The 23,069-nt window shown below is 72.6% G+C and carries 22 protein-coding genes and 1 pseudogene; 15 read left to right on the top strand and 8 right to left on the bottom strand.

Annotation, left to right across the window (positions count from 1 at the left end; translation table 11 throughout):
- Positions 1 to 57: 57 nt before the first annotated feature.
- Entirely contained in the window at positions 58 to 777 is a 720-nt protein-coding gene (locus tag QRX60_RS46010; protein WP_285997760.1) for a M24 family metallopeptidase, read from the bottom strand.
- Between the two features lie 103 nt (positions 778 to 880).
- Here QRX60_RS46010 and QRX60_RS46005 point away from each other — a divergent pair, with 103 nt between their 5' ends.
- From QRX60_RS46005 to QRX60_RS45995, 3 genes are all read left to right on the top strand, one after another.
- On the top strand, positions 881 to 1,390 hold the full coding sequence (locus tag QRX60_RS46005) for an ATP-binding protein (RefSeq protein WP_285997759.1): 510 nt from the start codon (positions 881 to 883) through the stop codon (positions 1,388 to 1,390).
- A gap of 1 nt (position 1,391) precedes the next feature.
- Positions 1,392 to 2,357 carry a GlxA family transcriptional regulator gene (locus tag QRX60_RS46000; RefSeq protein WP_285997758.1) on the top strand — a complete coding sequence of 322 codons (966 nt, stop codon included), beginning with the start codon at positions 1,392 to 1,394 and terminating at the stop codon, positions 2,355 to 2,357.
- Positions 2,358 to 2,423: 66 nt separating this feature from the next.
- Entirely contained in the window at positions 2,424 to 3,050 is a 627-nt protein-coding gene (locus tag QRX60_RS45995; RefSeq protein ID WP_285997757.1) for a response regulator, read from the top strand.
- On the opposite strand, the gene QRX60_RS45990 is transcribed toward QRX60_RS45995, so the two are convergent.
- Positions 3,039 to 6,464 carry an indolepyruvate ferredoxin oxidoreductase family protein gene (locus tag QRX60_RS45990; RefSeq protein WP_286003833.1) on the bottom strand — a complete coding sequence of 1,142 codons (3,426 nt, stop codon included), beginning with the start codon at positions 6,462 to 6,464 and terminating at the stop codon, positions 3,039 to 3,041. The genes QRX60_RS45995 and QRX60_RS45990 overlap by 12 nt on opposite strands.
- 148 nt (positions 6,465 to 6,612) lie before the next feature.
- Here QRX60_RS45990 and QRX60_RS45985 point away from each other — a divergent pair, with 148 nt between their 5' ends.
- From QRX60_RS45985 to QRX60_RS45975, 3 genes and pseudogenes are all read left to right on the top strand, one after another.
- Positions 6,613 to 7,059, top strand: a complete 447-nt coding sequence (locus QRX60_RS45985; protein ID WP_285997756.1) for an Lrp/AsnC family transcriptional regulator — start codon at positions 6,613 to 6,615, stop codon at positions 7,057 to 7,059.
- 1 nt (position 7,060) lies between these two features.
- Positions 7,061 to 7,798 (top strand): hypothetical protein, encoded by a 738-nt coding sequence (locus tag QRX60_RS45980; protein WP_285997755.1) that lies wholly within the window; start codon positions 7,061 to 7,063, stop codon positions 7,796 to 7,798.
- Between the two features lie 88 nt (positions 7,799 to 7,886).
- A pseudogene (locus QRX60_RS45975) lies at positions 7,887 to 8,156 on the top strand (IS630 family transposase); the annotation flags it as partial.
- Between the two features lie 11 nt (positions 8,157 to 8,167).
- Here QRX60_RS45975 and QRX60_RS45970 read toward each other — a convergent pair.
- From QRX60_RS45970 to QRX60_RS45960, 3 genes are all read right to left on the bottom strand, one after another.
- The gene (locus QRX60_RS45970) at positions 8,168 to 9,163 is read right to left on the bottom strand and encodes a hypothetical protein (protein ID WP_285997754.1); all 996 of its coding nucleotides are present in this window, start codon (positions 9,161 to 9,163) and stop codon (positions 8,168 to 8,170) included.
- Between the two features lie 92 nt (positions 9,164 to 9,255).
- Positions 9,256 to 10,878 carry a thiamine pyrophosphate-binding protein gene (locus QRX60_RS45965; protein ID WP_285997753.1) on the bottom strand — a complete coding sequence of 541 codons (1,623 nt, stop codon included), beginning with the start codon at positions 10,876 to 10,878 and terminating at the stop codon, positions 9,256 to 9,258.
- Positions 10,875 to 11,648 carry a cyclase family protein gene (locus QRX60_RS45960; RefSeq protein ID WP_285997752.1) on the bottom strand — a complete coding sequence of 258 codons (774 nt, stop codon included), beginning with the start codon at positions 11,646 to 11,648 and terminating at the stop codon, positions 10,875 to 10,877. The genes QRX60_RS45965 and QRX60_RS45960 overlap by 4 nt, the downstream gene beginning before the upstream one ends.
- Before the next feature lie 119 nt (positions 11,649 to 11,767).
- Here QRX60_RS45960 and QRX60_RS45955 point away from each other — a divergent pair, with 119 nt between their 5' ends.
- From QRX60_RS45955 to QRX60_RS45935, 5 genes are all read left to right on the top strand, one after another.
- The gene (locus QRX60_RS45955; RefSeq protein WP_285997751.1) at positions 11,768 to 12,163 is read left to right on the top strand and encodes a GntR family transcriptional regulator; all 396 of its coding nucleotides are present in this window, start codon (positions 11,768 to 11,770) and stop codon (positions 12,161 to 12,163) included.
- Positions 12,164 to 12,175: 12 nt separating this feature from the next.
- On the top strand, positions 12,176 to 13,063 hold the full coding sequence (locus tag QRX60_RS45950; protein ID WP_285997750.1) for an ABC transporter ATP-binding protein: 888 nt from the start codon (positions 12,176 to 12,178) through the stop codon (positions 13,061 to 13,063).
- The gene (locus QRX60_RS45945) at positions 13,060 to 14,031 is read left to right on the top strand and encodes an ABC-2 transporter permease (protein ID WP_285997749.1); all 972 of its coding nucleotides are present in this window, start codon (positions 13,060 to 13,062) and stop codon (positions 14,029 to 14,031) included. Before QRX60_RS45950 ends, QRX60_RS45945 begins: the two co-directional genes overlap by 4 nt.
- 31 nt (positions 14,032 to 14,062) lie before the next feature.
- A complete protein-coding gene (locus tag QRX60_RS45940; protein WP_285997748.1) occupies positions 14,063 to 14,233 on the top strand; it encodes a hypothetical protein in 171 nt (56 codons plus the stop codon).
- A gap of 141 nt (positions 14,234 to 14,374) precedes the next feature.
- Complete coding sequence (locus QRX60_RS45935) at positions 14,375 to 17,233, top strand: RICIN domain-containing protein (protein ID WP_285997747.1); 2,859 nt, start codon at positions 14,375 to 14,377, stop codon at positions 17,231 to 17,233.
- 9 nt (positions 17,234 to 17,242) lie between these two features.
- Here QRX60_RS45935 and QRX60_RS45930 read toward each other — a convergent pair whose 3' ends face one another.
- Together QRX60_RS45930 and QRX60_RS45925 are read right to left on the bottom strand one after the other, a co-directional pair.
- Positions 17,243 to 18,088 carry an SAM-dependent methyltransferase gene (locus tag QRX60_RS45930; RefSeq protein WP_285997746.1) on the bottom strand — a complete coding sequence of 282 codons (846 nt, stop codon included), beginning with the start codon at positions 18,086 to 18,088 and terminating at the stop codon, positions 17,243 to 17,245.
- A gap of 75 nt (positions 18,089 to 18,163) precedes the next feature.
- Complete coding sequence (locus QRX60_RS45925; RefSeq protein WP_284742694.1) at positions 18,164 to 18,358, bottom strand: hypothetical protein; 195 nt, start codon at positions 18,356 to 18,358, stop codon at positions 18,164 to 18,166.
- A 198-nt stretch (positions 18,359 to 18,556) separates the two neighbouring features.
- Here QRX60_RS45925 and QRX60_RS45920 point away from each other — a divergent pair, with 198 nt between their 5' ends.
- Positions 18,557 to 19,291 (top strand): sugar phosphate isomerase/epimerase family protein, encoded by a 735-nt coding sequence (locus QRX60_RS45920; RefSeq protein ID WP_285997745.1) that lies wholly within the window; start codon positions 18,557 to 18,559, stop codon positions 19,289 to 19,291.
- The gene (locus QRX60_RS45915; RefSeq protein ID WP_285997744.1) at positions 19,288 to 20,391 is read left to right on the top strand and encodes a Gfo/Idh/MocA family protein; all 1,104 of its coding nucleotides are present in this window, start codon (positions 19,288 to 19,290) and stop codon (positions 20,389 to 20,391) included. Before QRX60_RS45920 ends, QRX60_RS45915 begins: the two co-directional genes overlap by 4 nt.
- Here the strand turns inward: QRX60_RS45915 and QRX60_RS45910 are convergent.
- Positions 20,388 to 20,975 (bottom strand): TetR/AcrR family transcriptional regulator, encoded by a 588-nt coding sequence (locus QRX60_RS45910; RefSeq protein ID WP_285997743.1) that lies wholly within the window; start codon positions 20,973 to 20,975, stop codon positions 20,388 to 20,390. The two genes, QRX60_RS45915 and QRX60_RS45910, sit on opposite strands and share 4 nt — an antisense overlap.
- A 123-nt stretch (positions 20,976 to 21,098) precedes the next feature.
- Between QRX60_RS45910 and QRX60_RS45905 the strand changes: the two genes are divergently transcribed.
- Together QRX60_RS45905 and QRX60_RS45900 are read left to right on the top strand one after the other, a co-directional pair.
- A complete protein-coding gene (locus QRX60_RS45905; RefSeq protein ID WP_285997742.1) occupies positions 21,099 to 21,875 on the top strand; it encodes a DeoR/GlpR family DNA-binding transcription regulator in 777 nt (258 codons plus the stop codon).
- Entirely contained in the window at positions 21,872 to 23,065 is a 1,194-nt protein-coding gene (locus QRX60_RS45900) for an MFS transporter (protein WP_285997741.1), read from the top strand. The genes QRX60_RS45905 and QRX60_RS45900 overlap by 4 nt, the downstream gene beginning before the upstream one ends.
- Positions 23,066 to 23,069: the final 4 nt, after the last annotated feature.

Here is a 23,069-nt window from a genome sequence, read left to right as displayed (position 1 = left end):
AAGCCGTGAAGGACTCCTTACCGGCTCTTATGGCCGGGAAGGAGTCCTTCACGGCGTTCACGACTCCGCGGCGCTCGGCCCCAACGTCAGGAGCTGCTCGAAGAACCCGCCGATCCCCAGCTCCCGGTCCACGAGGTGGACCTCCAGGATCCAGTGCGAGGTCTGGCCGTTGCGGTCCGGCCGCCGCATCGGGCCGTCGCTGCCCGGCGCGATGTAGGAGTCGATCCTGGTGCCGTCGATGGTCTCGTGCGGGAACTGGCCCACCAGGTGGCCCGCGATCTCGCCGCCGAACTCCCAGCCCGCTTCGCGCGCCAGCTCCACCATGTGCGCGTACAGCTCGGCACCCGTCACGTCCGGCCGCGCGGCGAAGCAGGCGCGTCCCGCGTCGAAGACCGGTGCCAGCGCGTCGCGGAGCCGGTGCTTCACCGGGTCGTCGCCCAGGACGAACGTGCGGCCGAAGTCCGCCTCCCAGTCCTCGAAGATCGGGCCGAAGTCGGCGAACACGATGTCGTCCTCGGCCAGCACGCGGTCCGGCGGGTTCTCGCGGTAGGGACGCAGCGTGTTGACGCCCGCGCGGACGATCCGCTTGTGCCAGTAGCGGCGGATGCCGAGCAGGTCACCGGCCAGGTCGCGGATCGCGTCGCTCGCCTCGGTCTCCCGGACGCCCGGCACCAGGATGCCGCGGTCGGCGACCGCCGCGAACAGCTCGACCGCCTTCTCCTGCGCGTCCAGCAACCGTTCGGCGCGCAGATCCTCGCTTTCGACCAGTTCGCCCATGCCCCGACGGTAGCAACGCGAGCCCGGCCGGTACCGTGCCGCCGGAGGCCGGGTGGCAAGATGCCGGGACCCGGACAGTCGACCTGGGCGAGGAAGGTCAGGTTTGAGCGCGCACACCTCCCAGATGGACGATATCCGGCTGGTCGCACAACCCAGCGCACTGCCGGTCACGGAACTGTTCGTCCGCCTGATTCTCACCGACTGGTCCCTGATGCCGATGCTGGAGCAGGTGACCGCCACCGCGAGACGGCTGGTCGAGGCCGTGATCGACGCCGGTGACCCGCGATCACCCGCCTTCGTGACGCTGCGGCTGCGGCTGCGCGCCGAGGTGCTGGTGGTCGAGGTCGACGACGACGTGCCCGGCCTGCCGGAGCCGAAGGTCGCCGGGCCCGGCGAGCGCGTGGGCGTCACGCCCGGCGTGGGAGGGGCCCGCACGACCTGGTGCGAGCTCGAGCTGCCCGGCGGGATGAACGCGAAGCAGGTGCGCCTGCCGCGGCGGCAGGACCGCCGGACCCTGGTCGACGAGCCGGTCTCCGGCGATCCGGTGGCCGCGGACCCGGAGGTGCTGGAACGGCTGCTCACGCGTCTGAGCGGCTGGTCCGGCCAGAGCTGACGTGCGCGGCCGTCCCGTTCTCGTCGTGCTCTACGACGGCGTCCGGCTCCTGGACGTCTCCGGGCCGCTGGAGGTCTTCGCCGAAGCCAACGAGCACGGTGGCCGGTACGAGCTGAAGACGGCCTCGCCCGGCGGCGCCGACGTCCGCGCCAACACCGGGACGCGCCTGGGGGCCGACCTCGACCTCGCGGCCGCGGACCCGCGCGGGGCGACCGTCCTGGTGCCCGGCGGCCCCGACTGGGTCCGCGCGATCGCCGACGCCGAGCTCGTGGCGCAGATCCGGCGGCTCGCCGGCGGCGCGAACCGCACGGCGTCGGTGTGCGCGGGTGCGTTCGCCCTGGCCGCGGCGGGCGTCCTCGACGGCAGGCGCGCCACCACCCACTGGGACCTGACCGGCCAGCTCGCCCGCCGCTTCCCGCGCGTGCGGGTCGACGGCGACGCGATCTTCGTCAAGGACGGCCCGGTGATCACCTCGGCGGGGGTCACCTCCGGCATCGACCTGGCCCTGGCACTGGTCGAGGAGGACCTCGGCGCCGAGACCGCCCGGCTGGTGGCCAAGCACCTGGTCGTCTTCCTGCAGCGGCCGGGCGGGCAGTCGCAGTTCAGCGTCCGGCTGCAGACCGGCCGCCCGCGCACCGAGGTGCTGCGCGCGGTGCTCGACTCCGTCACGGCCGACCCGTCGGCGCCGCACACCCTCGACGACCTGGCCGCCCGCGCTCGCGTCAGCGCGCGGCACCTGACGCGCCTGTTCCGCGAAGAACTCGGCCGCACGCCCGCGCGGTTCGTCGAGCAGGTGCGGCTGGAATCCGCCCAGCAGCAGCTGGAGCGCACGACCGAGCCCCTGGACGTCGTGGCCAGGCGATCCGGCTTCGGGTCCGTCGAGACGCTGCGACGCGCCTTCGCGCGCGGCCTAGGCGTGACACCGAGCGACTACCGGGCCCGGTTCCGGACCACGGGCATCGGCTGAACGGTTCCGCCGCCCGATCCGTGCATCCAGGCAGGGAGAGGACGTGGAGGCGAGGAGGCAGCCGTCGTGCGGATCGTGATCGCGGAAGAGGACGCCCTGCTGCGGGAGGGGCTGGTACTGCTCCTGCGCAGCGAAGGGTTCGACGTCGCCGCCGCCGTCGACCACCCCGGTGACCTGCTGGCCGCCGTCGAGATGGCGGACCCGGACCTGGCCGTCGTCGACGTCCGGATGCCGCCGACGTTCACCGACGAGGGCCTGCGGGCCGCCCTGGAAGCGCGCCGGCTCGCCCCCGGGCTGGCGATCCTCGCGCTCTCGGCGTTCGTCGAGGACGGCTACGCCGGCGACCTGCTGGCCGCCGGCGGGGGCGGCGCCGGGTACCTGCTCAAGGAGCGGGTCGGGAAGCCGGACGAGTTCCTCGACGCCCTCAAGCGCGTCGCCGCCGGCGGCACGGTGCTGGACCGCGACGTCGTCGCCGTCCAGCTGGCCCGGCCGCGCCCCGGCGACCCGGTCGCGACGCTCACCGCGCGCGAACGCGAGGTCGTCGCGCTGCTGGCCGAAGGCCACTCGGTGCCGACGATCGGGCGGCTGCTCGGCATCGGCACCACGGCCGCCCGGCAGCACGCCGGGGACGTCAGCGCGAAGCTGCGCGTCCCCGACGAAGCCCAGGCGATGCTGAGCTACTTACGAGCGTGAGCTGTCTACGAGCGTGAGGACCTCGGCCTGCTTCTCGCGGTACCGGGCGACGTTCGCCAGCTTGACGTCCTCGTAGCCGCGGACGAGGTCCGGCAGCTCGGCCAGCGCCAGGACCCGGGCCCGGTCGGCGTCGGAGGCCTGGAAGGCTTCGAGCACCGTGGTGCGGTAGTCCTCGATCAGCTCGCGCTCGACCCGCCGCACCTCGGCGCGGCCGAACGGGTCGAACCGGGTGCCGCGCAGCCGCCGCAGTGCGTGCAGCAGCCGGAACGCCGGGCGGAACCACGGGCCCAGACTGATCTTGCGCTTCATGCCGAGCGCCCGCAGGACCGGTGGGTGCAGGCGGTAGGCGTACTTCGTGCCCTCGCCGAACTGCTCCTCGAGGTCCGCCGTGAACGCCGGGTCCAGCGACAGCCGCGCGACCTCGTACTCGTCCTTGTAGGCCATCAGCTTGTACAGGTGCTTCGCGACCGCTTCGGTGATCTCCGTCGGCCCGTCCTCCAGCACCCGCACCCGCTCGACGAACTCCGCGTACGCCCGCGCGTACCGCTCGTCCTGGTAGGCGACCAGCTCCGGGACCCGGACGTCGAGCAGCCGCGCCAGCTCGGACTCCGGCGCGGCGTGCACCAGCTCCCGCGCGGCGGGCTGCGCGACCGGCCGCGCGGGAGCGGGCGACGTCGTGAGCGCGCCCAGGTCGGCGACCAGCTGACGGCCGCGGCGGAAGGCCTGCAGGTTCGCGGCCACCGCGGTGCCGTTCAGCTCGATCGCGCGCTCGATCACCTCGGCGGGCAGGCCGATCGCGCCGGTCTGGAAAGCCGCGCCGAGCTGCAGCACGTTCGCGAACTGGTCGTCGTCGAACAGCTCCTCGGCCAGGCCGCGCGCGTCCAGGGACACCGTGCGCGCCGCGGCGGCTTCCAGCGGCGCGAGGACGCTGCCGGGGCTGGGGAAAGCCACCGTCGTGTCGACGACCATCCGGCCGGTCGGCACCTCGGTGGTCGAGACGACCGCGGTGGTCCGGGAGGCGTCGGCCACGGCCAGGTTCGCCGCGTCCGCCCCGACCAGCGCGTCGCACGCCAGGTACAGGTCGCACTCGCCGGCGGCCAGCTTCGGGGCCTGCTCGACCGGCTCCGCCGTCACCTTCAGGTCGGACACCACCGCGCCGCCCTTCTGGGCCAGCCCGGTCTGGTCGAGCGTGCGGACGTGCCGCCCGTCGAGCACCGCGGCGGTGGCGAGGATCTGGGTCACGGTGACCACGCCGGTGCCGCCGATCCCGGTGATCCGCACGGTGAAGTCCTTCGCCGCGGCCGGGGGAGCGGGCACCGCGTCCGCGGCCAGCTCGCCGAGCTTCCGCCGCTGCTTCTTCCCGGTCGGCACGACGGTGACGAACGACGGGCAGTCCCCGGCCAGGCAGGAGTAGTCGACGTTGCACGACGACTGGTGGATCGCGGTCTTGCGGCCGAACTCGGTGGCCACCGGCTGCACCGACAGGCAGTTCGACTTGGTGCCGCAGTCGCCGCAGCCTTCGCAGACGCGCTCGTTGATCACGACCCGCGTCGCAGGCGTCTCCTGCTTGCCGCGACGGCGCTTCCGCCGCTTCTCGGCCGCGCACTCCTGCTCGTGGATCAGCACGGTGACGCCCTTGATGCCGGCCAGTTCTTCTTGCGTGGCAAGGAGTTCGGTGCGGTCGCGGACCTCGACCCCGGCGGGCAGCTTCCGGCGCCGCAGCCGTGCGGGCGCGTCACTGGTGATCACGACCCGTTTCACGCCTTCGACGAGCAGCAGCTCGGCGACCTTCTCCACCGGCAGCCCGCCGACGGCGTCCTGACCGCCGGTCATCGCGACAGCGGAGTTGTAGAGCAGCTTGTAGGTGATGTTCACGCCGGCGGCGACCGCCGCGCGCACGGCGAGGCTGCCGGAGTGGGTGAACGTGCCGTCGCCGATGTTCTGGACGAAGTGCTCGGCCTCCACGAACGGCGCCATGCCGATCCACTGGGTGCCCTCGCCGCCCATCTGCGTCACGCCGAGGACGGTCCCGACCTGGTCGGGCTCCATGAACAGCGCCATGGTGTGGCAGCCGATGCCGCCGCCGACCAGCGTCCCCTCGGGGACCTTCGTCGACGAATTGTGCGGGCAGCCCGAGCAGAAGTACGGGGTCCGCGCGAGCAGCGGCACGGAGATGCGCTCGCGGCGCCGGCGGCCGCGCCAGGCGTCGACCGACGGGATGCCCGCGGGCAGCCGCCGGGCCAGGCCGGTCGCGACGGCGTCCGGGTCCAGCTCGCCGAGCTCGGTGAACAGCGTCCGGCCGGCGCGGTCCTTCTTGCCGGTGATGGCGGGCGCGCCGGGGACGCCGTAGAGGATCTCCTTGAGCGCCGTCTCGACGAAGGAGCGCTTCTCTTCCACGACGACGATCTCGTCGAGCCCGTCGGCGAACTCGCGGACGATGCCGGGTTCGAGGGGGTGGATCGCGCCGAGCTTGAGCACGCGGATGCCGTGCTTCGCCAGAGCCTCCGCGTCGAGACCCAGTGCGCGCAGCGCCTGCTGGAGGTCCAGGTAGGACTTGCCGGCGGACACGATGCCGATCCGGTCGGCCGGCCCGCGCGCGGTGATCCGGTTGATGCCGGCCGCGCGCAGGTAGTCGAGCACGAGCGGCAGCCGGACGGTGAAGAGGCTGCGTTCCAGCTCGGCGAGGCTCGTGCCGAGCAGGCGGGACGTCGGCGTGTGGCGGTAGGCCTTCGCGATCTCGGGTGCCGTCCACTGCGGACCCACGGTGGCGGTGCCCGAAGCGTCGGCGACGTTGGCGACGATCTTCAGCGACGTCCACACCCCGGCGGCGCGCGACAGCTCGACCGCGTGCATGCCGAGGTCGAGGACGTCCTGGGAGTCGGCCGGGTAGAGGATCGGGATCGCCAGGTCGGCGAGGGCGAGTTCGGACGCGCACGGCACGGTCGAGGACTTCGCGTTCGGGTCGTCGCCGACCAGGGCGACAGCGCCGCCGCGCGGGTCGGTGCCGGCCAGGTTGGCGTGGCGGAGGGCGTCGGAGGCGCGGTCGAGGCCGGGGGCCTTGCCGTACCAGAACCCGGTGACGCCGCGCCGCCCACCGGCGCCCGCGACGAGCTGGCTGCCCATGACCGAGGTCGCGGCCAGCTCCTCGTTGAGGCCCGGGCGGTGCACGACGTCGTGCTTCTCCAGCAGCTTCGCGCGGCGCCCGAGTTCGAGGTCGTAGCCGGCCAGCGGCGAGCCCTCGTAGCCCGAGACGAACACGGCGGGGTCGCCACCGTGGGCGCGGTCGTGGCGGACGCGGTCGAACAGCAGCCGGACCAGGGCCTGCACCCCGGTCAGGTGCACGGTCCCGGCCTCTCGCAGGTACCGGTCGTCCAGCGTGAACGTCTCCACGGCGCGGGCCTCCTTCGCGTCGATGTGCTTCGGAGCACAGTGTTGTGAGGCACAGTGCGGCGCGGGTCACCCTGACGCAACAGGCACTGTCGGATCAAGGTCTCACACGCAAATTTCGGCAGGCATTCGCGTCGACTGGTCCGGTTTTTTGCGCGAGGTTACGCTCGGGCGCATGACCGAAGAGCTCCTCGACGCGACCGACCACGAGATCCTCGGCCTGCTGCGCGAGGACGCCCGCCGGACGCTGTCCGACATCGCGGGCCGCGTCACGCTGTCGACGGCCGCGGTCAAGCGCCGGATCGACCGGCTGCGGGAGACCGGCGTGATCACCGGGTTCACCGTGCAGGTCGACCACGCGAAGCTGGGCTGGGGGATCGAGGCGTTCACCGAGCTGCGGTTCGTCGGGAACACGAAGGTCGCCGAGATCCTGCGCACCACCACGCGGATGCCCGAGGCGCAGGCGGTGTTCACGATCGCGGGCGACCCGGACGCGCTGGTGTGGCTGCGGGTGCGCGACATGGCCCACCTGCAGAAGACGATCGACGAGATCCGCCGCCACCACCAGGTGACCGGCACGAAGACGTTGATCGCCCTCGAGTCCTGGGCACGGGGGACCTGACGTGCTCGTGACGCTCGCGCAGCGTCCCGACCTGGCCGAGGCGACCTACGCCATCCCGTACCCGCCGGACTCCCCGGAGTTCATGGCCGGCAGTCTCCCGAGCCTGCTGGTGCGCGGCCGCCGGGTCGCGCGGCGCTGGCCGCACCTGGTCGTCGCGCTGCTCGACGGCGGGCGGCCGGTCGCGCGCGGGGTGATGGTGCCGTTCCGCGGCCGCGGCTCGCTCCCCGCCCGCGGCTGGGACGAGGTCGCCGTGTGGGCCGCGGAAGACGCCCTCGACGACGTCACGCCGGACACCGCGTGCGCGCTGGAGATCGCCGTGCACCCGGACCACCAGTCCCGCGGCCACTCCCGCACGGTGCTGGAGGCGATGCGCGAAGCCGTCGCGGCCGCCGGGCTGGGGGCGCTCGTGATCCCCGTCCGGCCGCCTGGCAAGGCCGCGGTCCCGGAGATGCCGATGCGCGACTACGCCGCCGAGACACGGGCGGACGGCCTGCCCGCCGATCGCTGGCTGCGCACCCACGTGCGCGCCGGTGGCCGGATCGGGGCAGTCGCGCCTTGCTCGGCGACCGTCCAGGCTCCGTTGGCCGAGTGGCGGCGGTGGACCGGGTTGGCCTTCGACCGGGATGGTGTTGTCGTTGTCCCGGGGGCTCTTGCTCCGGTTTTCGTCTCCGCTGCGGGGGATTTCGCTGTTTACGTTGAACCCAATGTTTGGGTGGTGCATCGGGTGGGCGGCTTTTGAAGATACGGCTCCGCCGGGGCGTGGGAAATCGGCGCTTGCCGTTCTTGCTTCCCGCTCGGTGCGGGAGCGCCGATTCCCCACGCTAGACAAGCACGCCGAGGTCGACGCCTGGCCGGCCAGGAACCCGAGGATCACGCTGCACTTCACGCCTACCTCGGGCTCCTGGCTGAACCTCGTCGAAGTCTTCTTCGGCATCATCACCCGCCAAGCGATCCGCCGCGGATCCTTCGGCAACGTCGAAGAACTCGTCGCCGCGATCCGCGGCTTCATCGAGGGGTGGAACACCCGCTGCCACCCGTTCACCTGGACCAAGACCGCCGACGAAATCCTGCCCCACACCGCCCGTCAACGAACTTGAGACGCGCGAGACTAGCCGCGCAGCAGCACCCCCGCGGCACGCTCGCGCTCGAAGAAGGTTTCCGGCCACTCGAGCCCGCCCGGTGGTGTGTCGATGGCGGTCGCGCGGCGCCGGAGCTCGTTCAGGTAGTCCGTGTCGAGGATGGCCCGGGCGGACAACGGTTCGCGCAGCAGGAGCTCGGCCGGGCCCTCGTACAGATACGCGTCGACGCCCGGATACCCCTTGGTCCCCGGCGGGTAGTCGCGGTTCGTCGGGAAGTACGTCGTGTCGAGGGTGCCCAACCAGGACCCCGTCAGCGGGGTCAGGGACGGCGACGGGCCGAGTCCCTTTTCGAGCCGCGCGTTGTCCGACGTGAACCCGCGGTGGTCCGCCACGACGTACGCCGCGCCCGGGTACTCGCGCTCCAGCTGTGCGACCGCGCCGCTGCCGCCGTTGTGCGTCAGGTGACCCAGGCCGAACAGCATCAGTGCCTTGCGGTGCTTCTGCAGCACCTGCGTCTTCACCACGGACACGATCGACGCGTCGCGGTCGTGGAACGGTTCCACGTCCGCCGGCGTGTGGATGCGGCTCCAGTCGATCGGCGGGTCGCACGCCAGCACGCGGATCTTCCGCGCGGCCGGCAGCGTCGTGTTGACCTGCCGCACCAAGGCGAAAAGCTGCTCGTAGAACGTCGAAAAGCCGCAGCTCGGCTGGGTCGTGTCCCGCCAGACCCGGCTGACGTCGGGTACGTCGCCCCCGGCGATGTAGGCGTCCAGCAGCGGCTGGAGCAGCGAGTTCCCGCACTCCACGGCGATGTCGTCCACGCGGCCCGGGAAGCGCGGGTCGCGGACGAGGTCGAACAGGAACGTCCCGACGTCCGGGCTGGACTTCGCGACGATCGAATGGGTGTCGAACGCGGCGAGCAGAGCGCCCGCGGCGTCCGGTGGCCTCGGCTGACCGGCGTCGGCCGGTGCGGCCACCAGGGTCGCGGCCGCGAGCACGGCCAGGACGGTGCGGAAGATGCGCATGACGGCTCCTCGGACGACTTCCCCCACTGTCTTACGACTGTAAGACAACTCGGTCAGCATCCAGCTCCGCCCGGGGCGCTGTCAAGGCCGGGTCAGTGCCGGAACGCCTCCGCGAGCCACCACGACCCGCCGTCGTCGGCGATCTTCGCGTCGATGACCAGCGGTCCGCTGCGCGGTCCGGCGAGCCAGTCGCGCACCGCGAAGAGGTCTTCGGCGGATCGCACCGTCACGCCGTCGGCGCCGAAGCCGCGGCCGATCGCGGCGAGGTCGGAGTCGGGGAACCGGACCGTGGTCATGTCGGCGTCGCCGAAGTGGTGGATCTCCGCGCCGTACGCGGCGTCGTTGTAGACGACCACCACCAGCGGCAGGCCGAGCCGGACCGCGGTGTCCAGTTCGGACAGTGCCATGTGGAACCCGCCGTCGCCGGTGCCCAGCACCGGCAGCCGGTCCGGACGGGCGAGCGCGGCGCCGATCGCCGTGCCCAGGCCCAGCCCGATGCTCTGGAACGCCTGCGTGAAGCAGAACCCCTGCTCGTCGGGCACCGAGAGGTAAGCGCTCGGGTAGCCCATGAAGTTGCCGGAGTCGATCGAGACGATCCGCTCCGCGGGCAGCAGCTCGTCCAGGAGCTTGCTCAGCGTCCGCGGGTCGATCCGGCCGCCCCGGGAGAGGTCGTCGTGGTCGACGTCGTTCCAGCGGCCCGCCGCGATCCGGGCGGCCACCTCACCGGTGCGATAGCCCTGCTGCTCCTTCGCCACGGCCAGGACGTCGGTGGCGGTGCGCGCGACGTCGCCGACGACCCCGAGGTCGACCGGCCGGTGCGCGCCCAGCGCGCTCTGCTCGACGTCGACCTGGACGAGTTTCGCGTGCGGGCTGAGCAGCTTCCCGTGCCGGGTGGTCCACATGTTCAGCGCGCAGCCCCAGCCGACTACGAGATCGGCCCCGACGATCAGCTCGGCGGCCGCCGGGGACGCGAACCCGCCCGAAATGCCGAGGGCGAACGGGTCGCCGTGGAAGAGCCCGTGCGCGACGGCCGACGTCGCCAGCAGCGCACCACAGCGCGAAGCCAGGTCCCGCACCGGTTCCCGGCTGCCTCGCGCGCCGCGGCCGGCGACGAACACCGGCCGCTCGGCGGCCGCGAGGAGGTCCGCCAGCTCGGCCACCGCGGCCGCGTCCGGCCGCAGGGGAGCCGGTCCCGGGATCGCCGGCAGCGCGTCCGGCGGCTCGGGCGCGGGCTGGGCCTGGACGTCGAGCGGCAGGTTCAGCACGACCGTGCGGCGCTGCTGCCGCGCGGTCCGGAAGGCCCGCACGGTGTCGGCGACCGCGCTCGCGGCCGAGTGCACGCGCTCCGGCACCGCGCCGACCGCGGTAGCCAGCCCGTCCTGGTCGATGCGGAAGTTCGACAGCACCGACGCGCCGGCCGAGTCGGCGGCGAGCACGAGCATCGGCGTCCGGCTCTTGGCGGCCTCGGTGATCCCGGTGACGGCGTTGGTCAGCCCGCAGCCCTGGTGCAGCGACAGCACCGACACCTTGCCGCTCATCCGCGCGTAGGCGTCGGCCATGCTCGCCGCGCCGCCCTCGTGGCGGGCGGCGACGAACCGGACGCCGCCCGCGCGCAGCGCGTTCGTCACCTCGAAGTTGCCGCTGCCGACCACCCCGAACGCCGTCCCGGCGCCCAGGCCCGCCAGCGTCCGGCCGACGAGTCCGGCGACGTTCACCGCTCCACCAGCGCCAGTACGCGGGCCGGGCTGCCGGACCCGCCGACGATCGGCAGCGGCGAGACCACCAGCAGTGTCCCGGTCGGCGGCAGCGTGGCGAGGTTCCGCAGCTGCGTCAGGCCGTGTTTCCCGGCGCCCAGCAGGAGTTCGTGGCACGGGAACATCGGTTCGAGGCCGGGTGCCTGGCCGGCGTCGGTGCCGACGGTTTCGACGCCGAGCCCGGTGATCGGGGTTTCCTCGGCGAGCCACCGCGCGCACTCGGGCGAGACGCCGGGGGAGTGCGAGCCCGACTCGTCGGCGTTGAGGAACTCCGCCTGGTCGGCGCTGCGCGTGTCCCAGCCGGTGCGGTAGAGCAGCCAGCCGCCGTCGGGCAGCGGGCCGTGCTCGGCCGTCCAGGCGCGGACGTCGTCGACCGACAGGAGGAAGTCCGGGTCCTCGGCCGCCCTTGCCGAGAAGTCCAGCACCACCGCGGGGGCGACCAGGGTCTTCAGCGGCACCTGCGAGACGTCGTGACCATCCTTCCCGGACACCCAGTGGACGGGTGCGTCGAGGTGGGTGCCGGTGTGCTCGCCGGTGTGGATGTCGTTCCAGTACCACCGCGGGCCGCGCTCGTCGTAGCGGCTGATCTCCTCCAGCCGGAACGGGATGGTGTTGGCGAAGGGCTCCGGCAGCTGCAGGATCGGCGTGCTCTCGCTCAGGGGAGCGGTGAGGTCGACGATCTCGATCGACCCGTCGCCGAGTGCCTTGCTCAGCCCGTCCAACAACGACATGCCTGCCTCCCGGTGCCGGTGTGCGTCCCGATCGAGACCCTATGCCCGGCAGGCGCTTCTTGACAGCGGCGCGTTCCCGGGTGTTGTCTTAATGTCGTAAGACAATAGGAAGGTGTCCGGTGATCGAGTTCGTGCTGGACGGCCGCTCGCGGGTCGCCACGTACATGCAGCTCGTCGTCCAGGTGAAGCAGGCGCTGCGGGTCGGCCTGCTGCGCCCCGGCGACCAGCTGCCGAAGGTGCGGGATGTGGCCCAGGCGCTGGCGATCAACCCGAACACCGTGCTCAAGGCCTACCGCGAGCTGGTCCTGGAGGGGCTCGCCGAAGGCCGGCCGGGGGTGGGCACGTTCGTCACCGGCAGCCTGGCCGGCCCGTCGCTGGGCAGCCAGGGGCAGCTGCGCGACGAGCTGGTGGCCTGGCTTGAGCGCGCCGAAGCCGCGGGGATGTCGGCCGACGACATCGCCGCCCTGATCGAGACCACGTTGCGGGGCACCGCGGTGCCCCGCAACCTTGCGTAGGGAGTTCCGGAGATGGAGCTGGCCGTGCAGGCCCGTGCGCTGGGCAAGCGCTACGGGCGCACCTGGGCGTTGCAGGACTGCGAGCTGGAGGTGCCCGCCGGGCGGATCGCCGCGCTGGTGGGCCCGAACGGCGCGGGCAAGACGACGTTGCTGCACCTGGCCGTCGGGCTGCTGCGGCCGGACGCGGGGGAGGTGCGCGTCTTCGGCCGCGACCCGCGGTCGGTGCTCCCCGACGTCGGGTTCGTCGCGCAGGACACCCCGCTGTACCGGGACTTCACTGCGGCGGAACTGGTCACCATGGGCGGCAAGCTGAACCGCCGCCGCTGGGACGCCGCGCTGGCCCGCGAACGGCTGGCCAGGCTCGGCATCCCGCCGGACCAGCCGGTGGGGAAGCTGTCGGGTGGTCAGCGGGCGCAGGTCGCGCTGGCGCTGGCCCTGGCCAAGCGCCCGCGGCTGCTGCTGCTCGACGAGCCCATCGCGAGCCTGGACCCGTTGGCACGCCGCGAGTTCATGCAGGCGCTGATGGGCGCGGTGGCCGAAAGCGAGACGACCGTCCTGCTGTCCTCGCACCTGCTCGCCGACCTCGAACGCAGCTGCGACCACCTGATCGTCCTGCAGCAGTCCCGCGTCCAGCTGGCCGGGGCGGTCGACGAGCTGCTCGAGACGCACCGCACGCTGGTCGGCCCGCGGGCCGGCAGCGAGTCCATCGCCGGCGTGGCCAAGGTCGTCCGCGCGAGCCACACCGAGCGTCAGTCGACCCTGCTCGTCCGCCGCGGCGACGGGCCGATCGATCCTTTGTGGACGGAGCACGAAGTGACCCTGGAGGACCTGGTGCTGGCCCACCTGGCCGAAGCCACGGAGACTCCTGTCGCCGCGACCTCGTGGGGGGTGCCGGCATGATCTGGCTGACCTGGCGCCAGCACCGCAAGCAGGCGCTGTTCACCCTCGGTGCCCTGGTCGCGCTCGCCGCGATCATGGTGCCGACGGGCCTGGCGATGCACACGAAGTACGACAGCCTCGGCCTGCCCGCCTGCCGGGCCGCGCTCGGCAGCGCGTCGATGATCACGCAGACCGAGGAGGTGTCCCGTTGCGCCGGCCTCGGCCACCAGTTCGAGCAGCAGTTCGGCGGGATGGTGTTCGTCGCCGTGCTGTTCGTGGTCCTGCCGGTGCTGGTCGGGGTATTCTTCGGCGCGCCGCTGGTCGCCCGCGAGGTCGAGCAGGGCACCCACCGTCTCGTGTGGACGCAGGGCGTCAGCCGCCTCCACTGGGCGCTGGTGAAGTTCGGCCTGGTCGGCGGGATCACTGTGGTGCTGGCGGTCGCGTACGCGCTGGGCGTCTCGTGGTGGTTCGAGCCGCTGGTCACCGCGAGCACCGGGCGGCTGGGGTACTTCTCGTTCGACGTCCAGGGCGTCGTCCCGATCGCGTACACGCTGTTCGCGTTGGCACTGGGTGTCTTCGCGGGGACGTACTGGCGCAAGGTGCTGCCCGCCATGGGAATCGCGCTGGTCGGCTTCGCGGCGGTCCGTATCGCGATCGAGGTCCTGGCCCGGCCGCGCTACCTGCCCGCGCAGACGCTGACGTTCTTCCCGGACGGCAACCAGACACCGAACACGGCGTCGGGCGACTGGGTGCTTTCCCAGGGTGTCCGCAACGCGGCCGGGGACATGGTGCTGCCGAACTCCGAGATCGGCCCGTGCGGCCCCGGCGGCTGCGGGCAGAGCGCGGCCGGTCCCGGTGCGTACAACTGGCTGCAGTACCAGCCGGGCGGCCGGTTCTGGACGTTCCAGGGCATCGAGACGGGGATCTTCGCGGTGCTGACGGCGGCACTGGTGTACTTCGCCCTCCGCCGGCTGCGCACGATCGCCTGACTGAATCGCCTGACCGAGCCCGGCCGGTGCGGTGATCGCGCGCACGGGCCTGCAGGGCCGGTTCGAGGTGAAGCTGAAGCGGGTGCGCGACAAGGCGTCCACCGAGGACGGTGCCGAGGCGGAACCGGGCAATCCGGCAGCAGGGTCCGCTGCCGGACCCGGGCCGGCGGCGGCCGACCCTGTCTCGTCGCACGTGCCGTAGCCGCCCACTCGCGAAGCGGGCCCGCCCCCGCCCCGCGAGCCGGCCCGGCTTCGCCTCTCCGACGAACGGCGGATTTACAACGTTGTATCTACCGGGTAGAACGTCTTTTACAACGTTGTAAAGACGAGCGGAGGCCGTCCCGTGTCGCTGAGCCGCAGGCAGTTCGTCACCGGAGCCGTCGCCGCCACCCTGCTGACCGGGGCAACCGCGCCGAACGCGGCCGCCGCGGTCCTCCGCTGCCGCAAGGTCACCCCCGCGAAGGGCGGCTTCTACACGCCGAACGCCGCCCCGCTGAAGCCCGCCGCCTTCCTCAAGCTGCCACCCGGGGCCGTCACCGCGCGGGGCTGGCTCGCCGGCCAGCTGAAACTGCAGCTCGACGGCCTCTGCGGGCACTACCCCGAGACCTCGCACTTCCTCGACTTCGCCACCAGCGGCTGGGTCCACCCCGAGCGCACCGGCTGGGAGGAGGTGCCCTACTGGCTGCGCGGCTACGTCGACCTCGCGGCCGTCACCGGGGACGCCACCGCGAAAGCCACCGCCGCCAAGTGGATCGACGCCATCCTCGCCACCCAGCAGCCCGACGGCTTCTTCGGGCCCACCGCCCTGCGCACCGCGCTCAACAACGGCCCCGACTTCTGGCCGTACCTCCCGCTGCTGCAGGCCCTGCGCTCCTGGCAGGAGTACACCGGCGACGCCCGCGTCATCCCGTTCCTCACCCGCTTCCTCCGCTACATGAACGCCCAGGGCAAGAGCGCGTTCGACTCCAGCTGGGTGTCCGTGCGCTGGGGCGACGGCCTCGACAGCGTGTTCTGGCTCTTCAACCGCACCGGCAACACCTTCCTGCTCGACCTCGCCGACAAGATCCACACCTACGGCGCCAGCTGGGTCGGCACCCTGCCCAGCCTGCACAACGTCAACATCGCCCAGGGCTTCCGCGAGCCCGCCCAGTACGCGCTGCGCTCCGGCAACGCGAGCCTGACCCAGGCCACCTACCAGGACTACGACACGGTCATGGCCACCTACGGCCAGTTCCCCGGCGGCGGCTTCGCCGGGGACGAGAACGCGCGGCCCGGCTTCGGCGACCCGCGGCAGGGCTTCGAGACCTGCGGGATCGTCGAATTCATGGCGAGCCACCAGCTGCTCACCCGGCTGACCGGCGACCCCGTCTGGGCCGACCGCTGCGAGGACCTCGCCTTCAACTCCCTGCCCGCCGCCCTCGACCCGGCCGGGCGCGCCGTCCACTACATCACCAGCGCGAACAGCGTCGACCTCGACAACGTGCCCAAGAGCGAAGGCCAGTTCCAGAACGGCTTCGCGATGCAGGCCTACCTGCCGGGCGTCGACCAGTACCGCTGCTGCCCGCACAACTACGGCATGGGCTGGCCGTACTTCACCGAAGAACTGTGGCTGGCCACGCCCGACAACGGTCTCGCGGCCGCGATGTACTCCGCCAGCAGCGTCACGGCGAAGGTCGGCGACGGCACCTCCGTGACCATCACCGAGGACACCACCTACCCGTTCTCCGAGCAGGTCACCTTCACCGTCCGGACCCCGAAGCGGCTCGCCTTCCCGCTGTACTTCCGGATTCCCTCGTGGTGCGCGGCGCCGCGCCTGGTCGTGGCCGGGGCGGCGGTCGCGGCGACGGCCGGGCCGTCGTTCGTGAAGGTCGACCGGACCTGGGCGAACGGCGACGTCGTCACGCTCACCCTGCCGCAGCGCACGACGACGCGGACGTGGTCGGCGAACCACGACTCGGTGTCGGTCGACCACGGTCCGCTGACGTACTCGCTGAAGATCGGCGAGAACTACCAGCAGATCGGCGGGAACGCCCAGTTCCCGGAGTACGCGGTGCACGCGACGACGCCCTGGAACTACGGCCTCACGACCGACGCGGCGCTGACCTTCACCGCGGCCGGCGGGGCGCTGCCCGCCAACCCGTTCACGCCGGACACCGCGCCGGTCAAGATCACCGCGCCCGCCCGGAAGATCGCCGAATGGACCGCGGACGACCAGAACGTCGTGACGCCGCTGCAGGCGTCACCGGCGCGCAGCGAGGCCCCGGTCGAGACGGTCACGCTGATCCCGATGGGGGCCGCGCGGCTGCGCGTCACGTCGTTCCCGACGGCCGCCCCGGACGGCCACCCGTGGTCGCCGGGCGGCGGGGGAGCGGGCTTCCGGATCGTGAACCGCAATTCGGGCAAGGTCCTCGGTGTCGACCAGATGTCCACTGCGGACAGTGCCCGGGTGGTGCAGTTCGCCGACAACGGCACCGACGACCACGTCTGGCACCTCGTCGCGAACGGAGACGGCTGGTACCGGATCCGCAACCACCACTCGGGCAAGGTGCTCGGGGTGGACCAGATGTCCACCGCGGACAGTGCGATCGTCGTGCAGTTCGCCGACAACGGTACCGCGGACCACCTCTGGCAGCTGCTGGACAACGGCGACGGCTGGTGGCGGCTGAAGAACCGCAACTCCGGCAAGGTCCTCGGCGTGGACCGGATGTCGACCGCGGACAGCGCGCAGGTCGTCCAGTTCGCCGACAGCGGCACGGCGGACCACGTGTGGCGGCTGGTGCCGGACGGCCGGGTGCGGGTCGAGAACCGCAACTCGGGCAAGGTGCTCGGCGTGGACCAGATGTCCACTGCGGACAGTGCGCGCGTGGTGCAGTTCGCCGACAACGGCACCGACGACCACCTGTGGACGTTCGAGGCAGCGGCCGACGGCTGGTTCCTGATCCGCAACGTCCACTCGGGCAAGGTGCTGGGCGTCGATCAGCTGTCCACCGCGGACAGTGCGATCGTCGTGCAGTTCGCCGACAACGGGTCCGCGGACCACCTGTGGCGCCTGCGTGACGACGGCAGCGGCTGGTTCCGGATCCTCAACCGCAACTCCGGCAAGGTCCTCGGCGTCGACCGGATGTCCACGGCGGACAGTGCGCAGGTGGTGCAGTTCGCCGACAGCGGCACCGCGGACCACCTGTGGCGGCTGCGCCCGTAGTGGATCGAGTCAGCGCTTGACGCCGACGATCCCGGCCACGCACCGGGCCGCGCCCGACAGCGGGGTGAGCCGGGGGCCGTCCGGCCACCACTCGTCGCACACCGCCAGCCCCGGTGCGGAGGTCGCGTTCGGCTGGAGGAACTCCAGGCCCGGCAGCATGGCTTCGATCTCCGCCCGCGCGCGGAACCGGCCGGCGCCGAGCGGGCCCTGGGTCAGGATGTTCTCGATGCGCTTGGCGATCGCGGTCAGTTCCGGCACCTCGGGGTCGAAGAAGTGGGACAGCACCACGTACGAACCCGGGGCCAGCGCGTCGATGTACTCCCGCATGACCTCGACGGCGCCGTCGCCCTCGAAGTGGTGCATCGTGCCGACGTGCAGCAGGGCGACCGGCTCCGAGAAGTCGATGTAGCGCCGCACCTCCTCGTTGCCGAGCACGGCTTCCGGCTTGAAGATGTCCGCCTCGACCATGTGCGTGAAGTCGTTCTCGACGAGCAGCGCCCGGCCGTGCGCGAGGACCACGGGGTCGTTGTCGACGTAGACGACGGTGTGGTCCTTGTCGATGCGCTGGACGATCTGGTGCGTGTTCTCCGCCGTGGGCAGCCCGGACCCGCAGTCGAGGTACTGCCCGATCTTGGTCTGGCTCGCCAGCATCCGCAGCGCGCGGTTGTGGAAGCCGCGGTTGCCGCGGGCGATGTCGACCGCTTCCGGGACCGCCGCGCGGATCTTCTCCATCACCACGCGGTCGACCTCGTAGTAGTTGTTGCCGCCGAGGAACCCGTCGTAGATCCGCGCGATGCTCGGCCGGGCGGGATCGACTCCCACCGGCGTCTGGCTCGGGGACGGCGTCTCGGACATGGCAACCTCGCAGGACTTCGGCGGGAAGCTGGGCCACCCAGCGTAGTAGTCCGCGTCCGCGCGGTAAACGCGAGGTCAGCCGCTCGGGCGAAGCCGCTGGTCAGGGATGTCGTCCCGGGCGCGCTCGGCGCGTTCGCGGCGCAGCCGGGCGAGGTGCTGCTCGATCCGGCGGTCGAGGTCCCGGGCGGCCTCGGACAGTTCCGTCAGGTCGCGACGGGACGCCGGGTGGCCGACGGCCCCCGTGTCCACTTCGTCCCCTGCCCTGTCCACTACCGGCACCTCCCGGGTCGGATCGGCCTTGACCTCGTCAAAGCGTTACTGCCCCAACCGGCCCTCGCCAAAACAACCGCGGCCGTGAGCCTGGGCACGCCGGTGCGGCCGTCCGGTGGACCGGCCGGGAAATCCCTGGTGTCAATTTTGACCAAGTGGTAGAAATTCAAGGGACCCCGCGACCTCCAGGAGCCGGTGATGAGCGAGCTTTCCGTGCAGCTGTATTCGGTCCGCGACGCCTTCGCGGCCGATCCCGCCGACACCCTGCGGCGGCTCGCCGCCATCGGCTTCACGCGGGTGGAGCCGTACGGCGTCGTCGAGAACGTCGAAGCACTGCGGGCCGGGCTGCCCGCCAACGGCCTGACCGCCCCGACCGCGCACGCCCGCCTGATCGGCGCCGACCAGGCGGCCGTGTTCGCCGCGGCGGCCGAGCTGGGCATCGGCCTGGTCATCGACCCGCTGGTCAAGCCGGAGCAGTGGCAGGACCCGGCCGACATCGCCGCGACCGCCGACGCGCTCAACGCCGCCGCCAAGGTCGCGGCCGAGCACGGCGTGCAGGTCGGCTACCACAACCACTGGTGGGAACTGGAGTCCCGGATCGACGGCCGCAGCGCGTTCGAGGTGTTCGCCGGCCAGCTGGACCCGGCCGTCGCGCTGGAGGTCGACACCTACTGGGCGACCGCGGGCGGCGAGGACGTGCCCGCCCTGCTGCGCCGGCTCGGCGACCGCGTCCGCGCGATCCACGTCAAGGATGGCGGCCTGGCCACCGACGCCACCGGCCAGGTGCCCGCCGGGCAGGGCCGGGTGCCCGTCGCCGACGTGCTCGCCGCGGCGCCGGACGCGCTGCGCGTGGTCGAGTTCGACGCCTACGACGGTGACCTCTTCGAAGCCATCGCCGCCAGCCACGCCTTCCTGACCGGCGCGGGCCGGTGACCGGCGGGCCGGTCGGCGTCGGGATCGTCGGCGCCGGCGTCATCAGCGGCACCTACCTCGAGAACCTGACGAGCTTCCCGGACGTCCGCGTGCTGCGGGTCGCCGACCTCGACACCGCGCGCGCCGCGGCACAGGCGGAGAAGTTCGGCGTTCCGCACTCGGGCACGGTGCCCGAGCTGCTCGACGACGCGGACGTCGAGATCGTCGTCAACCTGACCATCCCGGCTTCGCACGTCGACGTCGGGCTCGCCGCCCTCGAAGCGGGCAAGCACGTCTGGGCGGAGAAGCCCCTGGCCCTCGACCGCCAGACCGGCCGGAAGCTGCTGGATCGCGCGCGGGAGAAGAACCTGCGCGTGGCCAGCGCGCCCGACACCGTTCTCGGCGCGGGGCTGCAGACCGCGCGCCAGGCCGTCGACGCGGGCCGGATCGGACGGCCGCTGACCGCGCTGGCCCTGTTCCAGGTGCCCGGCCCGGAGAGCTGGCACCCGGCACCGGAGTTCCTCTTCCAGGCCGGCGGCGGCCCGCTGCTGGACATGGGCCCGTACTACCTGACGACGCTGGTGCAGCTGCTCGGCCCGATCCGGCGCGTCACCGGGGCCGGGGGCCGGGCGCGCGACACCCGGGTCATCGGGTCCGGGCCGCGGGCCGGGACGGAGTTCCCGGTGACGGTGCCGACGACGGTCACCGCGCTCGTCGAGTTCGAAGCGGGCGGGTCCGCCCAGCTCGTGCTGAGCTTCGACTCGGCGCTCAAGCGCACCGGGTTCGTCGAGCTGACCGGCACGCTCGGCACCGCCGTCCTGCCCGACCCCAACCGGTTCGACGGCTCGACGACACTGCACCTGCCGGGGCACGCCGAACCGGAAGAGCTGACGCCGCACGGACACGCGGCGTCGCGCGGCACGGGCGCGCTCGAACTGGCGCGGGCGATCCGCGCGGGCGTGCCGGAACGCGCGTCCGGCGAGCTGGCCTACCACGTGCTGGACGCGATGCTGGCGATCGACGAGTCCCTCACGCGGGGCCAGACGGTCGAGGTCGCGAGCACCGTGGACGTCCCGCCCGCGCTGCCGGCGGGCTGGGACCCGCACGCGAAGACCCTCTAGAGCGGGACGGTGAGCAGGTTCTGCAGGTAGAAACGCAGCGATCCGACCAGGTCCACGTCGCCGGGGACCGTCAGCCACTGCACCTGCAGGCCGTCCATCAGCGCGATGAACGTCAGCGTCGCCAGCCCGGGGTCGACGCCGTCGCGCAGTTCGCCGCGCGCCGCGAGGACCGCGAAGGACTCGTGCACGCCTTCGCGCGCGGCCCGGTAGTGGCGCACGAAGTACTCGTGCGCCGGGTGGTCCGGGGCGACGGCCTCGGCGGCGAGCCGGGAGTAGAGGTCGACGATGCCGGGGTGGCGGACGTTGTGCTCGGCGAGCGCGACGAAGTGGCGCAGCACCTCGAGGCCGGGCGGCACCGTCAGCTGCTCGCGCTCGGAGTCTTCGGCGTCGCGCCGTTCGAGGACGGCCGCGAGCAGGGCCTCCTTGGTCGGGAAGTAGTACAGGAGGCCGGCGTGCGAAATCCCGACGCGCTTGGCGATCTCGCGCAGCGACGAGCCGTGGTAGCCGAGTTCGCCGTACGCCGCGGCCGCCGCCGTGATGATGTCCTCGCGGCGGATCCGGCCCTTCAGGTAGCCCCCGGTCACGGGGTCGCGGTGGTCTCGGCGGCGTGCACGGCACCATCATGCCGCAGCGGTGTTTCGCACAAGCGACGTGAGCGGACGAACAAGTCGGTTGTGCGAATGTTCGCGGCTTGCGAGCATCGCGGTGTGAAGAGCGCGGAACGGCATCGCATCATCGTGGAGCGCCTGCGCGGCGCCGACCAGGTGGCGGTCGCGGAACTGGCCTCGGCGACCGGCGCGTCGGAGATGACCGTGCGCCGCGACCTCGACCACCTGGCCGCGAGCGGGGTCCTGCGGCGGGTGCACGGCGGAGCCGTGCCGGCGTCGCCGTCCGGGATCGAGCCGCCGTTCGCCGCCCGCGCGACGGCCGCGGTCGCGGCGAAGCGGGCCATCGCGGTCGCGGCGGCCGAGCTGATCCGCGACGGCGAAACGATCGTCCTCGACAGCGGCACGACCGCCTTGGAACTGGCGCGGCTGCTGCGCGGGCGCCCGGTCACCGTGATGCCGCTTTCCCTGCACGCGGCCCGGGAGCTGGCCGACGACGGGGGAGTCCGGCTGCTCCTGCCGGGTGGCGAGCCGCGGCCGGGGGAGCAGGCCCTGGTGGGCCCGCTGACCGTCGCGTCGCTGCGCGCCCTGCGCTTCGACGTCGCCGTGCTGAGCCCCTGCGCGTTCGGCCTCGACGCCGGGCTCACCGCGTTCGACCTGGGCGACGCCGAGGTCAAGCGGGCGGCCCTCGACGTCGCGGCCCGGGCGATCGTGCTCGCCGACGGCGCCAAGTGGGGCCGCGCCGCGCTCGCCCACGTCTGTCCCGCCGACCGCGCGGACGTAGTGATCACCGACCCGGGCGCGCCCGAGGACCAGCGCACGGCGCTGGCCGGCCTCGGCGTGCTCGTGCACGTCGCCGTCCCCTTGGAGAACCGATGACGACCGCCCCGCCCCGCCCGCGCGCCGCCCGGTTCGCGACCTTCATGTTCTTCGGCCTCAACGGGTTCGCGATGGGCATGTGGGTCGTGCACATCCCGAACGTCGAGCGCGCGGCCGGCATCTCGCACAGCACACTGGGCGCGTTGCTGCTGGTGCTCGGCGGTGCGGCGTTCGCGGGCATGCAGATCTCCGGGCCGCTCGTCGACCGGCTCGGCCACCGCCGCCTGGTCCCGGCGGCCGGGGTGCTGCTCGGCCTGGCCCTGTGCGGCCCGGGGTTCGCGAACTCGTGGTGGTCGCTGGGCCTGACGCTCGTCCTGTTCGGCTTCGGCAACGGCGCGATCGACGTCGGGATGAACTCCCACGCCGTGGTGGTGGAGCGGGCATACCCGCGCCCGATCATGGCGGCCTTCCACGCGATGTGGTCGATCGGCGGCGCGTTCGCCGCGGTCATCGGCGCGGCGACGCTCGGCGCGGGCGTGTCGACCGGCGTGACGCTCACCGGCACCGGCCTGCTGTGCGTGCTGCTTTCGCTGGTGTCGGCGCGGTTCCTGATGGAGCCGTCGGACGCGCCTGCGGTCGCTGCCACCGAGTCCGAGGCCGCGCCGGCCCGCCGCCGCACGCCGGGTCGCGTGGTGTGGCTGCTCGGGTTGCTGGCGCTGGCGCTGATGCTGTCGGAGGGCGTGGCGAACGACTGGGCGGCACTGCACATGGAGAAGGTCCTGGGCACGTCGTCCTCGACGGCGGCGCTGGCCTACGGCGCGTTCGCGGTGGCGATGACGACCGGCCGGTTCCTGACCGACCGCGTCGCGGCCTGGGCCGGCCCGGCGGCGATCGTCCGCTACGGAGCGACGCTGGCGGCGGTGGGACTGACGACGGCCGCGGCGGCGCCGTGGGTGCCGCTGTCCCTGGTGGGCTGGGCGCTGTTCGGGCTGGGCCTGTCGGGCGGCGTCCCGCAGCTGTTCACGGCGGCGGGCAACCTGGACACGCGGGCGTCGGGGGCGTTGATGGCCCGGGTGGTCGGGCTGGGGTACGTGGGCCTGCTGGCGGGTCCGGCGCTCATCGGCGGGCTGACGCGGTGGATGCCGCTGAACGTCACCTTCGCGGTGCCGGTGGTGCTGTGCGTGCTGGCGGCGGTGTTCGCCGGGGTGCTGAACCCGAAACCGGAACCGGCGGAGCAGCCCGTCGGCTGAGGCC

The organism is Amycolatopsis mongoliensis (assembly GCF_030285665.1).
GTDB lineage: Bacteria > Actinomycetota > Actinomycetes > Mycobacteriales > Pseudonocardiaceae > Amycolatopsis > Amycolatopsis mongoliensis.
The sequence above is the reverse complement of the archived record's forward strand: the minus strand, read 5'-3'. Positions and strand labels throughout refer to the sequence as shown.

What these genes read in the sequence shown, in the direction of transcription:
- QRX60_RS46010 (WP_285997760.1), bottom strand. Translation starts at nt 777, where the DNA reads ATGGGCGAACTGGTCGAAAGCGAGGATCTGCGCGCCGAACGGTTGCTG.
- QRX60_RS45930 (WP_285997746.1), bottom strand. Translation starts at nt 18,088, where the DNA reads ATGTCCGAGACGCCGTCCCCGAGCCAGACGCCGGTGGGAGTCGATCCC.
- QRX60_RS45900 (WP_285997741.1), top strand. Translation starts at nt 21,872, where the DNA reads ATGACGACCGCCCCGCCCCGCCCGCGCGCCGCCCGGTTCGCGACCTTC.
- QRX60_RS45920 (WP_285997745.1), top strand. Translation starts at nt 18,557, where the DNA reads ATGAGCGAGCTTTCCGTGCAGCTGTATTCGGTCCGCGACGCCTTCGCG.
- QRX60_RS45970 (WP_285997754.1), bottom strand. Translation starts at nt 9,163, where the DNA reads ATGCGCATCTTCCGCACCGTCCTGGCCGTGCTCGCGGCCGCGACCCTG.
- QRX60_RS45945 (WP_285997749.1), top strand. Translation starts at nt 13,060, where the DNA reads ATGATCTGGCTGACCTGGCGCCAGCACCGCAAGCAGGCGCTGTTCACC.
- QRX60_RS45960 (WP_285997752.1), bottom strand. Translation starts at nt 11,648, where the DNA reads ATGTCGTTGTTGGACGGGCTGAGCAAGGCACTCGGCGACGGGTCGATC.
- QRX60_RS45985 (WP_285997756.1), top strand. Translation starts at nt 6,613, where the DNA reads ATGACCGAAGAGCTCCTCGACGCGACCGACCACGAGATCCTCGGCCTG.
- QRX60_RS45950 (WP_285997750.1), top strand. Translation starts at nt 12,176, where the DNA reads ATGGAGCTGGCCGTGCAGGCCCGTGCGCTGGGCAAGCGCTACGGGCGC.